Below are 14,778 nucleotides of genomic sequence, written 5' to 3'. Positions count from 1 at the left end.
CCTCCTTTACCACAAGCTGTTCTGGGATACTTTGCGCGATATGCCGTTGACGATAACCAGCAGAATCAGGTTGATAATGGAGTTGAATAACCCTACTGCCGAGGAGAAACTGAAATTCGCACCAATCAGACCCACCTTGTACACATACGTGGAGATGACCTCTGAAGCGCTTGTGTTGAGCGGATTCTGCATCAGGTATATTTTCTCGAAGCCCACGCCCATAATGCTGCCCAGACTCAGAATCAGCATGATGACGGTGACTGGAACGAGTGTTGGAAGGTCAATGTGCCAGATTTTCCGAAGTCTTGATGCGCCGTCCATCTTCGCTGCTTCATACAGGGATGGGTCAACACCAGCAAGAGCTGCGATATATATGATGGATGAATACCCCATGCCCTGCCACACACCTGACCAGACGTAGATTGATTTGAAGTATTCCGGAATGCCCATGAAGTTGGTCATTGGGAAGCCGAGCAGTGTGAACAGCTTGTCTACCACGCCCACATGTGGGGAGAGCATCAGAATGATAATGGATACCATGACAACGGTGGAGATAAAATGCGGAGCGTAGGTGACCATCTGCACGGTCTTCTTGAAGTAACCCGTACGAATCTCATTCAGCGCCAGCGCCAACAGGATTGGAATGGGGAAACCCGCAATTAAGGAATAGAAACTGATGCCTATCGTGTTCTTGATCAACAGCCAGAAGTTTGGAGACTGGAAGAAGGCTTCAAAGTGTTTGAAGCCAACCCAGGGGCTTCCCCAGATTCCTTTGACTACACTGAAGTCCTTGAAGGCGATCTGGACACCCACCATAGGGATGTACTTGAAGATCAACAGATACAACACGGGAGGCAGCACGAGCAGGTAGAGCTCCCAGTGCTTCTTGAGGCTTTTGATGAATGGATGCTGCCGCTTGGGCTCCACATGTTTCCTCTGCTGGAGTTCCAACTTAGCGGGTATGCTTTCCGTAACTCGACTCATTTGCGTCACTCCTTCTACACCTCAAGTGTAATAATACATTACATTTACATCCCTTAAACAACCTTTTTCCTGATCTTATTTCCTTGTAAAACATAATTGATGTAAACATTCATATCAGGTAGCGCTTTCTTGATTTGATAGTACATCGCACGGTAAACTTTTATCAATTTGCAATTTTCTCCGACTTCTCTTTATTCCATAAACCCTTGTATAGCAAGCGATTACGAGCTGTTTTGGGTGGAAATTATGTTCCTTATGTATGAATAAAAAAATCCCGGAGGTGGTTAGATCTCCCCCGGAATTGACATGGCGTTCTGTGCATGCATGTTCAAAAAGTTACCGATTCAGCACCGAGAAGGGGAACACACGGAAACAATCTCTATGCGCTTGTGATCAATCTGAACGTATGTGTGATGGGTAATGCACTGGTTGTAACCGATTGTGGAAGTTCCACGAGAAGTCCGTCTTCCGTATGCTGATACGTAAGTACGTCATCGCTACCGATGAGTTCGACCCGCTCTACCTTTTCCAGATAAGGAATGACTAGCTGTGGTTGTACGCTCTCATGTTCGTTTCGGTATAAACGGAAGGCATATACGGTGTTGATCTCTTCCTTCTGTGTGAAGGCCCAATCTTTCGTAAAATATGGCCCGCAGATCCGGGTTCCATAGACCCCTTCTCCATGAGTACCCAGCCATTCACCGAGGCCCTTGATGCCTCGAATTGCCCCTTTGGGCAGACGCCCATCGGGTTGTGGTCCTACATTCAGCGCCAGGTTACCACCCTTGGACACGACTTCGAGTAGAATATGTGCCAGCTGTCTTCCCGTTTTGTACTGGTCATCGAATCCGAAGGCAAAGGAGTTGCCCACGGTAATACAGCTCTCCCATGGAATGTTCATCGGATGTTCCGGTATGGTCTGCTCGGGGGTAACGATATTCTCATACGGCCCACCCACGGTGCGATCTGCGGACAGGAGCCACGGTTGTGTGGTCTGACGTGCCCGCTCCACAACTTCTCCAAGCCTGATATCCTGCCCATGGCGACCTTCGCGCACCCAGCCGGCATCCAGCCACAGACACTCGATCCGTCCGTAATTCGTCAGTAGCTCCATGATCTGCTCATGTGTGAACTCTACGAATTGCTCCCACAGCCATGGATACTTATGGGGATCATACGAGGGACCGCGCCACATATGGCGCCCACGCTCCATACCGGGTGCCCAGTAATACGGGGTATGCCAGTCCGCTTTGGAGAAATACGCTGAGATGCCCAGCCCTTTAGCCCGAAAAGCGTCAAATAATGCTCGACAGATGTCCGCATACTTATGGGTATGAAAAGGGGTATCCTTGCCCGTAATCCGATAATCCGTCGTTTTGGTATCCCACATGCAGAAGCCGTCATGGTGCTTGGTGGTGAACAGGAAGTATTTGAACCCGTTATCTGCCGCCATCTGTGCCCATTCCTCGGGTTGGAAACGAATCGGATTGAAGGTTTTGTTCAGATCGAAGTATTCCCGTTTAAAGTCTTCCATGTCATCCGTCCAGTCAATGTCATCACGCGACCAATCGCCATCCTCGTCACTCAGCGCCCAGGACTCGACGAGACCAAGCTGGGAATACGGCCCCCAGTGCATCATCAGCCCCAGCTTCTGGTCCTTGAACCACTCCAGCCGTTCATTCAGCAGCGGATCCTCCGGTCTGATCCACTCTTCCTCTTTGCTAAAATTGTGCACCCCGGCTTCAACAATCTGCTCTTCCTGCTCCAGTACGGTTTCTTTGGTTTCGCTCATCCTGATTCATCTCCTCGGATTAGAATAAAAGATAAACCTTGCATGTTACGCCTGGTCACTCCGAGTGCAGTACCATCTTTCGATCGCTGTTATCCCCAGATTTTTTGATTATTTTCCTAGAGGGAAAATCCGGGGATAAAGGCGAGCGCTCCGCTTCTTCAGATTGGTTCTGCACTCTCCGTTTTGGCGTAAACGCTACGTTTAACTATTATGGGGCGTAGTAACTCTGTTATTTCGATTGCGGTGCCATCTTCAATTCCTATGAATCCCTTACTTCCTCCTCTTTCCTCTGGAAAATCGTGAGGAGAAGAATGAGTTCTTCGCTTCTTCAGATTGGTTCTGCACTCTTCGTTATGGCGTAAACGGTATGTTTAACTATTATGGGGCGTAGTAACTTTGTTATTTCGATTGCGGTGCCATCTTCAATTCCTATGAATCCCACATTCTCCGCTTGCCTCCAGAGGAATATAAACTGGCACCTTCGCGAATCGCAGGAAACTTTCTAAGGAACTCAGGGCGCCTTATTCAGCCTTTTGATCCTCTTTTTAAATCGTAAGGAACTTCAGACACGTTATTTCCCGAAATTAGCTGATAATAATGCTGTAAACTGCTGTTTATTCTCATATAGCGTGTCTCAGGTTCTTTAGGTTTCTGCTCGCGCTCCATATCCTTAAATAAGACGGATCAGATTCGTTAGCACTCGCTCCCTACCCTGCTCTCTGCTCCAAATGCAAGCGGATAGGACGACTCCGAATCTCGCCCGGAGTGGAGCTTTTCATTGAGAAGGGAGCGAAATGCTCATAACCTTTAATGCCATGGGAGTAATTAAGTATCAACGTGAAGTAGCTACATGGAGCACCCACATCCACGCGATACAATACCACTATTTACAACGAAATTTCGCGTCCCAGACGGGCTGATTCGTAGATGGCACAGAGCATTTTCATTACTTCGACACCATCCTCAACTGGGCTAAGTGTTTCTTTGCGGCCCTGTGTACTATCGATAAAATGGTTGATTTCATTGCGGAACGAGCCCATAAAGTCGAATGATTTGAAATCCACCTGTGGGGTCATGTTTAAAATGGTGTTGAATTTCTCGCCGATAATCGAAATTTCCGGCTCCAGCTCGGCACCGCCTTTGTCACCATATAGCTTGACTGAGGTCTCATCTGCTTTGGCATGGAGCGTGAAGCTGACATCCACGAGCAGGCTCGCACCATTCTCGAAACGAATCAGGGCATTTGCCATATCCTCAACAGTATTCTGCTGCGCGTCATAGTCCGCCGCTTTGTAGAACGACAGATTGTTAATGTTCGAGCGGTTCCCCAATCGGTTGGACACGTTAGCGGAGACGGATTTCACCTTCGGTCTGCCCATCAGATACCAGCAAATGTCGATTACATGCACCCCGATATCAATCAGCGGGCCGCCGCCGGAGCGGTTGATATCGGAGAACCAGCCACCCGGATTACCCAAACGGCGCAGACTTGAGGCTTTGGCATAATAGATCTCGCCCAGTTCACCCTCGTCGATGAACCTCTTCAGAATCTGTGCATTGTCACTATAGCGGCGAACAAAACCAACCTGCAGCAGCTTCCCACTGCGATGAACGGCCTTCTCTACCTCGAGGGCATCCTCCACCGTCTGGCAGAGTGGTTTTTCACATAACACGTTTTTGCCTGCGTCCAGCGCAGCAATGCTAATCTCGGCATGGGAGTCGTTCCATGTACAGATGCTAACGGAATGAATCTCGGGCATTGCGAGCAGTTCCATGTAGTCGGTAAACACATGAGGTGCATTATATTGCTTCGCGACTTCTGCGGCACGTTCTGCATTCAGGTCGCAGATAGCGTATATCTCAACGTCAGGATTACTGGCATAGGCTTGCAAGTGGCAATCGGATATGGATCCGGCACCGATGACGGCGACTTTCAATTTGGACATAGTGTTGATTCCTCCATAAATAAAATTAAAGTTCTGCAGAGTAGACGTTCCGGTTGCGAATCGTTCTTCCGATCACTCTTATCCCCAGATTTCTTCACTCACCTTTTTGTAAAGGGGAAATCCGGGGATAAAGGCGCACGCTTCGCTTCTTCAGAATCGATTTCGCCCCCTTCACTACTTTTTCTGAATGAATTAACTTTCTTTTTGAGCCCTACATAACAAGTCATATTTCATTTAAAACAAATACTCAGCCCTATGCCTCTTCCCATAGGCAGCGGACGTTATCCATGGCAATGCGTGAGGCAGTTTTGCAATCCTCCATGCCTTCAAATTCAACCGAGATATATCCGTCATACCCGGATTGTTTTAACACACGGATAACTTCAGGCATGTTGATATCGCCATGGCCCACAATGGCACCGCGCAGGTAATTGCCATGCGAGGTTTGGAACCAGCCTTCACCGGGGTTCCGGTAGGAAGGTCTCCAATAGAAGTCTTTGGCATGCACAATCGACGCGTACGGAATATTATTTTTCACCGCACTCACCGGATCTTCATCCACACAGAGGAAATTCCCGACATCCAGGGTGGTTTTGAAGTTATTCCGCGCCGTTTCGTGGAGCAAACGTTGAATTCGCTCACTCGACTGCACATAGTACCCATGGTTCTCCACACTTGTTGTAATCCCAAAATCCGCTGCATAATCGGCTATCCGCTGACAAGCCTTCACCAGTACAGGCAGGTCGATCTCGAACTGTGCTACGGTTCCTTCCGGTGAGGGACGGAAAGCCACGTCATGCCGCATCAGTTTTACACCCAATGCAGCAGCCACATCCACATGTCGCATCACATTCTGGATCTCTTGCTCTAATGCTTCGGCGTCCTCCTGTACAGCAAAGTTAGCGCCGATAGCATAATTGGAAATATCGATCCCGACCTCGTTTGCCACAGCTTTAATCTCATCAATCAACTCCGGATGTTCGATCAGACTGAATCCCATCGGTACAATCTCCACATGTTCCCCGCCCTGATCAGCGATCCAGCGAATGGCATCCGGTACGGTTAATTCTTTACGATCCAGTGCTTGTTGCAGACTGTAGGTGCTGAGTCCAACTTTCATTTTTCCTCATCCTCTCCTGTAGTTGCTGTCCATACCCAACGTATACCTTTTTCCGGCAGACACGACAATTGCCAATAATCGTATGGCTCACCTATTTTCCTTTTCCTAGCCCAAATCCGGTGTATCCACGAACGTAACGGCCAGATCAGCCGTCTCGTGGAGTTCAAATACAGTAATTTCATTCTCACCTTCGCGAAGGAGTGGGGCAGGTACGTATAATGTTTTTTGCGGTCCTATATTCCAGTAGCGACCCAGATTGAATCCGTTTACAAAGACAACACCTTTGGTCCAGTTATCCAGACGCAGAAAAGTATCTCTTGCACCCGTTACTTGAAAACTTCCCCGGTAAAAGGCTGGCCCTCCCCCCGCTCTCTCTCCTTTTTCATCACCTGCCGAAAATTTCTCGCTAAATTTTAGACACGACAGGTCGGTTAAAGGCAGACAATGAATTGTCCAATCGAATAAAAATTGAAAGCCATGCCGCACTCCCTCCGTAATCCCCTTTGGATCTCTCAAATACGGGCCATAGTTGATTCGCCCCATATTTTCAACAAGGATCAATAGATCTGCGCCCTCTGGCGGCACTTCAAACGAAATCGATACTGCTGTATTCCCCCGTTCCAGCACGCCCTGAAATTGCCCATCAACAAACACAAGCGCACGGTCACGCACCTCCTGAACCACCAATTCTTGTCGCTCCCTAGGTCCGGATATTCGGGTTTGATAACAAATAAAGCCATAATCCTGACCAAGCTTCTCCATCGGTTCCGGATTCGTGCGTTGCACCGGGGCTGATAACCGGTTCAACTGTGGCAGTAATGACGCCTGCTGGTTCAACTCCACTCGTCCATATGCGAATGCCCCCTTCGATTCAGGCAACACGAGCTCATCCAGATCTTCATCGTTATACCGAGCAATAAGATCACGTACGGCATGAAATTTTGCTGTTGGCTCCCCGGATTCACTGAGCAGTGAATCGTAATCGTAACTTGTAATGGTGGGTTCATATTGATCTTTCTGCTGACAGTTCGCTCCGTTATAAAATCCAAAGTTCGTTCCCCCGTGGAACATATAAAAATTAACCGAAGCACCTGCCCGAAGCATCTCTTCAAATACATCTGCTACATCTGCGGCTTCCCGGGTATGATGCGACTCACCCCAATGATCGAACCAGCCGTTCCAATACTCCATGCACATCAAAGGTTCTTCTGCCTGATATTCACGCAGCTTGGCGAACGCTCCTTGCGTCCCTGATCCAAAGTTGACTGTAGCCAGATGCCCTGACACCGATCCTGCTTGCAACATAGGGTCTGTCGGTCCGTCGGAGGTAAATAACAACACATCCATCCCCCGCTCTACCATGCCATCCCGTAAATATTGCAGATAACTCGCGTCATTGCCGAAACTGCCGTACTCATTTTCAATTTGCATCGCGATGATCGGCCCACCATGCGTGCTAAGAAGGGGTTTCAATTTGGGCAAAAGCACATCATAATAACGATCCACATTTGCCAGAAATGTTGCATCATTACACCGAAGACGGACATCATCAGCTGCAAGCAGCCAGGAAGGCAATCCGCCAAACTCCCACTCCGCACATATATAAGGACTTGGGCGTACAATCACATGCAGACCCACATCTCCCGCAATACGAATAAAACGTTCCAGATCAGCCATGCCTTCAAAACAATACTGCCCCGGCTGCGGCTCATGAACATTCCACGGCACATACGTTTCTACTGTGTTGAAGCCGCAGGCTTTCAACTTGAGTAGCCGATCCTCCCAATATTCGGGGACCACTCTAAAATAATGAATCGCACCCGACAAAATCCGAATGGGCTCGCCATCATACATGAATTGTGAACCTTTATACGTTAGCAGCGCCATTTAGCATCCCTCCCTGCTCGCTCAGATATATGCCTAACCCGGACAACGTAGGATACCATCTGGATTCATGAATGGTTAATCGCATCCTTCTTAATGTGACCTGGGGGAAACAGCAAATTCGTTTATACCCCACCACAGTCCCCGTGTAGAACGCCTCCCAACCCCCATCTGCCCTCTGTGACTCCAGTGTAAAACGCTCAATCCGTTGGCCTGTCTCGATATGTTCCATCAGCACCACCCGGTCAAACGTCGTTTCCTCCTGCAAATCCAGCTCGATCCAAGCCTGCTCCGTTCTTTCATGAGGACACCAATACGTATCCCGTCGTTCCGTCAGCACCTCTGATACGGCATGTTGTTCATCCATCGTCTCCGATGCTTTTACCAGCGCCTGCAAGGCCAAATTTTCCTGAAAAATGGTACGTAGCGAATCTCCCAATTCCTGTAGTCGCTCTACATCCCGTTCATGAATGAGACCACGCGTATCCGGTGGCAGATTGAGCAAAAAGGTGGCATTGCCTCCCACTGCGCCGTAATAGACGGCGAGCAGTTCTTCCAATGTTTTGACCTGATCATCCTCACTTGCATGATAGAACCATCCCGGGCGAATCGAGGTATTCACCTCAGCAGGGTACCAGATCAATTGCTCACCTTGGGAACGAATGACCTCTCGGCTTCCCAAATCACGGTCCTGTGTATTGATCCTTGTGGCAAACTCGCCATCATCCACCTGCTGCGATTGCTCCTGAATCTTCTCATTATCCTGCATATGCGCGGGCACAACGCTCCATTCCGATTCCCGCGTATGCCCCGCCTCATTGCCGCACCAACGAACATCCGGTCCACATACCGAGATGACAGCATCGGGCTGAAGTTCACGAATAAGCGCATAATAGGCGTCCCAGTCATAGACCTGCCTTTTGCCATTCGGACCCTCACCACACGCGCCATCGAACCATACACAGAAGATATCGCCATAATTCGTAAGCAGCTCACGTAACTGATGGAGGAAAAACTCGTTATACCTCTCGGAATCTCCATAAGTGGCTTCATGCCGATCCCAAGGAGACAGGTACACGCCGAACTTCAATCCGCCCTCACGGCAGGCATCGGCGACTTCCCGAACCAAATCCCCCGCACCGTTCCTCCATGGACTGGCCGCGACCGTATGCGCTGTATACTGGCTTGGCCACAAACAAAATCCATCATGATGCTTACACGTCAAAATCAGCCCCTTCATCCCGGCAGCCTTGCACGCCTGCACCCATTGCGCTGCGCTTAGTTCAGAAGGATTGAAGATCAACGGTTCTTCCTCCCCAGTGCCCCATTCCCGATCCGTGAATGTATTTACCGTAAAATGAATAAACGCGTAAAACTCCATCTCCTGCCATTTCAACTGGCGTTCGGATGGGCTGACCTCTGCTGCGAACTTGATCCATTCGGCTGCTTGCATATCCTGGTTCATGGTGTTATCCCTCCTTTTATTTCGTGCATTTCTATGTCACTGGACCACCCTTGCTTTTTGGACCGTTACGGATTGCATTACGCATTACTGTCCATAAATGGCAGTGATGCCTGTAATAACTGCTGCTTGGCTTGAGCGATAAGCTTCGAATCTGCGGGATGGTCAAAGCTTCCTTCACGGCGTACACCTGATCCCATATGGATCTCCGTGATGCCCGTCTGACTCACTAACGTTTCAATTCCCTCTAAAGTAACTCCCGACCCTGCCATGACAGCGATGTTCAAGGTTTGCCCCAAATTCTGAAGCTGTTTCAGCTCCAGTATGGCTTCAGGTGCTGTCCGTTTCCCTCCCGATGTAAGCACACGCTCCACATTGCCCAATGTGTTAATGGCCTTGAGCGCCCCAGTCAGACTTGCGCTCACATCAATTGCACGATGAAACGTAACGCCCAAACCCTCAGCTTCAGCCATACATGATTGCAAGCTGATGAGATCTACTTCACCCTCTCCCGTGAGGGCTCCAATTACGATGCCAGCGGCTCCCAGTTCCTTCGCCACCCGAACATCGCGGGCCATGGCGTGCATGTCATCTGCGCTATAGCGGAACGAGCGGCTATGGGGACGGATCATGACATACACCGGAATGGATACCTGGGACAACACATGCGCCATGACGCCATAACTGGGGGTAAGTCCCCCTTCAGACATCGCAGACACCAGCTCAATCCGATCGGCGCCTCCCTCCTCAGCTGCCTTGGCATCTTCCACATCCACAGCAATGACTTCCAATACAGGCTGTCTGTTCATAAAGTTCACTCCCTTCTTTCATATAAAATGTAGAGATGATACGTATTCGTAGGACATGCGCACATTGGAAATGGTTAGCCCTCTTTCTCATCTGACCGTTCCACCATTCATGAACATTATTGTACGGGTACATGGCATCTCTCCATGACATATAGGACCGACAAAGTGCATCATCAGCGCTCCTGCGGCCCTTCTTCATCGTTATGAGTGACGGTCAGCTTCCAACATGCAATCCGATCCCTTTTCCATGTATAGGTGACATATAGAACCTTCCCCTTGGATACGATTGCCGGATACGAGTATTCCCCCGGTTCATTCTCCAGCACATATTCATCACTCCAGGTCTGACCATTGTCCCTTGAAAAAGTAATCACCAGCGGGGTTCGAGGACTCTCCGTTGTGTATCCACGGATTGGATTGTAGACAAGCGCAAGCAAGCCATACTCCATGCGTATGGCATCAATCCCACTATTGTTATTGGGTAGTTCTGTAGCGTAAGCTTCGCACCATGTGCGTCCACCATCTAGCGAATCACTGCGATAAATAAACCCTTCCGTACTGCGCAGAAGCATGTGAACGTGCTCTCCACCAGAAGACCATAATGCAGGCTGGATCAGCCCCTTGGCAAACCAATGCTCAGACCCAACATAGGTGGACAGGTCCATCGGCACATGCGCACTCTTCGTCCATGTGACCCCGTGATCTGTAGAGATATCGACAAATGACTCCCAGATCTGCTTGCCTGATACCTCAGGGTCCAATCGTTCAATCGATCCAGGAGCCAGCATTGTTCCATCCGCCAACTGAATAGGTTTGTTCCGAACCGGCCCACGGCCACCAATATCTCCGGGCACCAGCTCCCGAGAAGCTGTCCACGTGTACCCACCGTCTACTGATTGAATGAAGCGGGTATGCCAGTCCGTAATTTCATGCCCTACTTTATAAAAGAGCATCAGTGAATCATTCTGTGCATATAGCACCGGGTTCCAGTGAGCTATACCTTCCTCATCTGCAACTTTGCATGGAACAGACCACGCTCCGTTACCACTCTGCCTTGCGAGCCAAATCGCTACATCACTCGCCTTCTCATGCTGACCTGCAAACCAAGCAACCAGCAAATCACCATCTGGTAACACAGCAACCGTGGACGCATGACTGCTCTGAAAAGGCTGACCTTCCTGAAAGATAAATTGTTTGTCCGCAATGATATTCATGAATGGATTCTCCTTTGGGGGACCGGAATGGGTTAGCAAATAGAGAGTGCAACGTATTTTAAGTGCTTCGTTGAATCATTTTGTTATTTTTGTTATTTTTGTTATTTACAATGTTATTATCAATTAGCAATAGTCTAAAACGTTAGGTTCAGAACGTCAATACAAAAAAAAGACACCCTTAGGGTGTCTTCATGTCTCGGATAAACTTAAGATTATCCGAGCTTTTCTATTTTTTACGCCGAGCCTTCGTCATTCGATTAAACATAATCAGTGCCGCAATGATCATGGCAATCATGGCAATATTACTTGCCACTTCTTGTGATAAGCCAAAAAGAACGCCCAGGTTAGTCACCAGACCTCTTACAATCAGCGCCACCACAACTAACAGGATCGGACTCATAAAATTATAATTTCTCATTCTTCGCAACACCCCTGACCCCATTGTTCAGAACTCCAAAATCCCATAACACTATCATAACAGCAGCTATTCCGTGTTACAACAAAGGACACCGCGAGCAGTGTCCTTTGTCATGTACCCACGTATTCTGCTTTGGATGAAGAACAATCTTATGATTGCTGCTATCACAAGATATTTCTGATTATCTCTACACCTGCTTGAATTCGATCCAATCAATCTGGAGACCTGGTTTGGTGAAGTCCAGTTTCAATTCATACAGTCCTGCTTCAAGGTCTACTTTGACAAGCTTCTGTCTGATCCATTTGCCTTCCGTACCATTCGTTTGAATGGTGGTTACCAACTGGTCATTCAGGAGCAGGTTACATGCACTTTGAGCCAGTTCCGGCTCAGGGGACATGATCTGTACAATAATCCGATAATGGCCAGGCTCGTCCACTTTCATATAAACCGGTTCAGCTACCGCAGGTTTCACCTGTGCATTCTCAACCAGAACCTGGGCCTGTGCAGCCGATAGGGAGGCATTCGCTTGGAACGAAGCTACGTTCTCCACGATCTCGTGTTTTCTATCGGACACCGGTGCATTCATGATGAATCTGCAGATGTTGATTGCCGAGCGTTGCAGTTCTCCGCGAGTCAATGTTCCATTTTCCAAGGATTCAATCGTGTTATCGTCCCAGCCGTTGATCTCTGCGCCGTAGTTCGGTACAACCATGTAGAGATCATTCTGCGCACGAATCATCCAGTTCGTGTATTTGCGATCCGCTTCTCCACCTTCGGTCACATCGTTCATAATGGCCCACCAGTCGGTCATGACGATACCCTCAAAATTCCACTCGCCGCGCAAAATTGTGGTATTCAGGTCGTAGTTCGATGCTGCCCAGTGTCCGTTAATCGGGTTGTAGGAGGTCATGATGGAGTTCGCTCCGCCTTCTTTTACAGCGATTTCGAACCCTTTCAGGTAAATTTCACGCAGTGCACGTTCGGAGACAACAGCATCCACTTTACTGCGGTGTTTCTCCTGGTTGTTGCAGGCAAAGTGTTTCAGTGTGGCATTGGAGCCACCCTTCATAATGCCTTTTGTACACGCTGCGGCAAATACACCAGAGATCAGTGGATCTTCAGAGAAGTACTCAAAGTTCCGGCCATTAAGCGGGCTCCGGCGAATATTCAGTCCAGGTCCGAGCAGGGTATCCACCTGATTTCTGAGCAGTTCCTGTCCTTCCATCACATACAACTCTTCAACAAGCTCCTTGTTCCATGTCGCCGCAAGCAACGTACCAATGGATACCTGGGTTGCTTTCTCTCCACTATCCATACGAATACCGGACGGGCCATCTGCCGTACATGCTACCGGAATACCGTAGTTGAACAGGCTGTCGCTGACACCCCCAAATGCAGATGCCGTTCCCGAAGTAACGAGTGGACTGCTCATGCCTTCGCCGCGGACAATCGCTGCCAGATCCTGATCACTCAGTTGAGCAATGAAGGCTTCCAGACTCACTTTACCAGCTTTAACGTCACTCAGCTTGTGGCCCTGGTTCCCCGTCTGCTCCAGCGTTTGCGGGAGATTCTGCTCAATCCGGTTCGCCATGGATATCTTACGTTTCGGTACTTCTGCATAAGTCAGTTCATATGATCCATCTTCCTTGCGCGCACCTGGTTTCATCCGTGTAAAATCTTCCGTTGGGGCCATCGCTTCTTGCTGTTGCTCCACCAATTGAAGGGATTCAATCACATATCCATCCTGACCATCGATGCTAACGTGCTGCACTTGTTTCACACTGGTTCCTACATGCAGTCGATATGTGCCTTTTTCCAGAACGTATGCGGAAGCATGACCTGTAACACCCGCATCATCGTAGGATGCCATGTCATGGATCGGGAAGCTGATCGTCAGAATTTCTGACTCACCCGGCTGTAACAATCCTGTCTTGCCAAAAGCAACCAAAGCCTTCACCGGTTGTCCCAGTTTGCCTTGCGGGGCTTCATAATAGACTTGTACAACCTCTTTGCCCGCATATGTTGTACCCGAGTTGGTCACATTGACACGAACCTCAATGTAGGTTTCGCCGTCTTTGGACACAGATTTCGCTTCTTCATGCTGAGCCAAAAACGTCGTATAAGACAGGCCGTAACCGAATTCAAACTGAACACGCTCAGGTCGAAACGTTTCGAAATAACGATAACCTACATAGATATCTTCCTGATACAGGTTCTTGAACTCATTGCCGTAGTTGCTTGTCGAAGGATAATCTTCGATGGAATATGCAATCGTATCTGTCAGTTTACCGCTTGGTGTAACGTCGCCCGCCAGCACATCAGAAATCGCGTTGCCACCCTCCATACCGCCATGCCAGGAGTAAATTACGCCTTGGATTGGATGTAGATACGTTTCGTTTAACCAGCTCATGTCGATGATATTCGAGACATTCAGCACTACGATTGTATGTTCAAACTGCGAAGTGACTTGCTTCAACATCGCTTTCTCATCTTCGGTCAGTTGGTAACTTCCTGGCGCATCCGCATTATCCTGATCTTCTCCTGCTGTACGTCCAATTACGATAATGGCTTTGCTGGATTTGCTTCTGGCCTGTGCAACCAGTTCATCCGTCAAAGGCATTTCTTTCTGATTCCATGGCTCGGCCGCCCATACTTTTCCACCATCATCAAATGGGTTCTCTTCAATCCACTTCTCATAGACAGCTGCCAGTTCTTCGTTCACCGTTATATTCTTTTTGCTGCGCAGACCATCGAGCAGATTGGTTGTGTAGGCTACATGGACACTACCGCCTGAACCCGTGCCGCTGCGATAATAATTCACTTGAATCCGTCCAAAAACTGAAACGTTTTCGTTTTCACGAAGTGGAAGCACTTGCCCTTCATTTTTGAGTAAAACGGCTCCTTCAGCAGCAACCGTACGACTAAACTCTGCAAACCCTTCCAATGGAACTCCGATTTGATGTGTGCTCAATGATTTCCCTCCTGATTGTCATCCCCATATCTACGAACGAATAGGACCATTCCATATGATCTGGTAGATTCACTTGTACATAGTCTCATATTAACAGATTCTATCGCAGAAATTAAACTAGATTTGTGCTTAATTTATATTATTAAGGCTTGCCCACGATGAACGGCATAACAAAAAG

The 14,778-nt window shown here is 48.7% G+C and carries 10 protein-coding genes; all 10 read right to left on the bottom strand.

The genetic code is table 11. The features are described from left to right. Positions 1-6: 6 nt before the first annotated feature. Positions 7-984 carry an ABC transporter permease subunit gene (locus MKZ12_RS01165; RefSeq protein ID WP_339239074.1) on the bottom strand — a complete coding sequence of 326 codons (978 nt, stop codon included), beginning with the start codon at positions 982-984 and terminating at the stop codon, positions 7-9. 379 nt (positions 985-1,363) lie between these two features. Further along, the gene (locus MKZ12_RS01160) at positions 1,364-2,776 is read right to left on the bottom strand and encodes an alpha-L-fucosidase (protein ID WP_339258306.1); all 1,413 of its coding nucleotides are present in this window, start codon (positions 2,774-2,776) and stop codon (positions 1,364-1,366) included. 887 nt (positions 2,777-3,663) lie between these two features. Beyond that, complete coding sequence (locus tag MKZ12_RS01155; protein WP_339258304.1) at positions 3,664-4,722, bottom strand: Gfo/Idh/MocA family oxidoreductase; 1,059 nt, start codon at positions 4,720-4,722, stop codon at positions 3,664-3,666. Between the two features lie 253 nt (positions 4,723-4,975). Next, positions 4,976-5,842 (bottom strand): sugar phosphate isomerase/epimerase, encoded by an 867-nt coding sequence (locus tag MKZ12_RS01150; protein ID WP_339258302.1) that lies wholly within the window; start codon positions 5,840-5,842, stop codon positions 4,976-4,978. Between the two features lie 105 nt (positions 5,843-5,947). Beyond that, positions 5,948-7,729 (bottom strand): glycoside hydrolase family 35 protein, encoded by a 1,782-nt coding sequence (locus tag MKZ12_RS01145; RefSeq protein WP_339258301.1) that lies wholly within the window; start codon positions 7,727-7,729, stop codon positions 5,948-5,950. Then, on the bottom strand, positions 7,710-9,191 hold the full coding sequence (locus tag MKZ12_RS01140; protein WP_339258299.1) for an alpha-L-fucosidase: 1,482 nt from the start codon (positions 9,189-9,191) through the stop codon (positions 7,710-7,712). Before MKZ12_RS01140 ends, MKZ12_RS01145 begins: the two co-directional genes overlap by 20 nt. Positions 9,192-9,268: 77 nt before the next feature. After that, entirely contained in the window at positions 9,269-9,997 is a 729-nt protein-coding gene (locus MKZ12_RS01135) for a copper homeostasis protein CutC (RefSeq protein ID WP_339258297.1), read from the bottom strand. Positions 9,998-10,170: 173 nt separating this feature from the next. Further along, positions 10,171-11,211, bottom strand: a complete 1,041-nt coding sequence (locus MKZ12_RS01130; RefSeq protein WP_339258295.1) for a sialidase family protein — start codon at positions 11,209-11,211, stop codon at positions 10,171-10,173. A 226-nt stretch (positions 11,212-11,437) separates the two neighbouring features. After that, positions 11,438-11,629 (bottom strand): hypothetical protein, encoded by a 192-nt coding sequence (locus MKZ12_RS01125; protein ID WP_339239064.1) that lies wholly within the window; start codon positions 11,627-11,629, stop codon positions 11,438-11,440. A gap of 187 nt (positions 11,630-11,816) precedes the next feature. Continuing rightward, the gene (locus MKZ12_RS01120; RefSeq protein WP_339258293.1) at positions 11,817-14,600 is read right to left on the bottom strand and encodes a glycoside hydrolase family 3 C-terminal domain-containing protein; all 2,784 of its coding nucleotides are present in this window, start codon (positions 14,598-14,600) and stop codon (positions 11,817-11,819) included. Between the last annotated feature and the right edge of the window lie 178 nt (positions 14,601-14,778).

Source organism: Paenibacillus sp. FSL R5-0713 (assembly GCF_037973325.1).
In the GTDB taxonomy this organism is placed as follows: Bacteria; Bacillota; Bacilli; order Paenibacillales; family Paenibacillaceae; genus Paenibacillus.
Note: the sequence above shows the minus strand (reverse complement) of the source record. Positions and strands in the feature narration are given on the sequence as shown.

Excerpts from the sequence above, each read along its gene's own strand:
- MKZ12_RS01150 (WP_339258302.1), bottom strand. The coding sequence starts at position 5,842 with ATGAAAGTTGGACTCAGCACCTACAGTCTGCAACAAGCACTGGATCGT.
- MKZ12_RS01135 (WP_339258297.1), bottom strand. The coding sequence starts at position 9,997 with ATGAACAGACAGCCTGTATTGGAAGTCATTGCTGTGGATGTGGAAGAT.
- MKZ12_RS01125 (WP_339239064.1), bottom strand. The coding sequence starts at position 11,629 with ATGAGAAATTATAATTTTATGAGTCCGATCCTGTTAGTTGTGGTGGCG.
- MKZ12_RS01155 (WP_339258304.1), bottom strand. The coding sequence starts at position 4,722 with ATGTCCAAATTGAAAGTCGCCGTCATCGGTGCCGGATCCATATCCGAT.
- MKZ12_RS01140 (WP_339258299.1), bottom strand. The coding sequence starts at position 9,191 with ATGAACCAGGATATGCAAGCAGCCGAATGGATCAAGTTCGCAGCAGAG.
- MKZ12_RS01160 (WP_339258306.1), bottom strand. The coding sequence starts at position 2,776 with ATGAGCGAAACCAAAGAAACCGTACTGGAGCAGGAAGAGCAGATTGTT.
- MKZ12_RS01130 (WP_339258295.1), bottom strand. The coding sequence starts at position 11,211 with ATGAATATCATTGCGGACAAACAATTTATCTTTCAGGAAGGTCAGCCT.
- MKZ12_RS01145 (WP_339258301.1), bottom strand. The coding sequence starts at position 7,729 with ATGGCGCTGCTAACGTATAAAGGTTCACAATTCATGTATGATGGCGAG.
- MKZ12_RS01165 (WP_339239074.1), bottom strand. The coding sequence starts at position 984 with ATGAGTCGAGTTACGGAAAGCATACCCGCTAAGTTGGAACTCCAGCAG.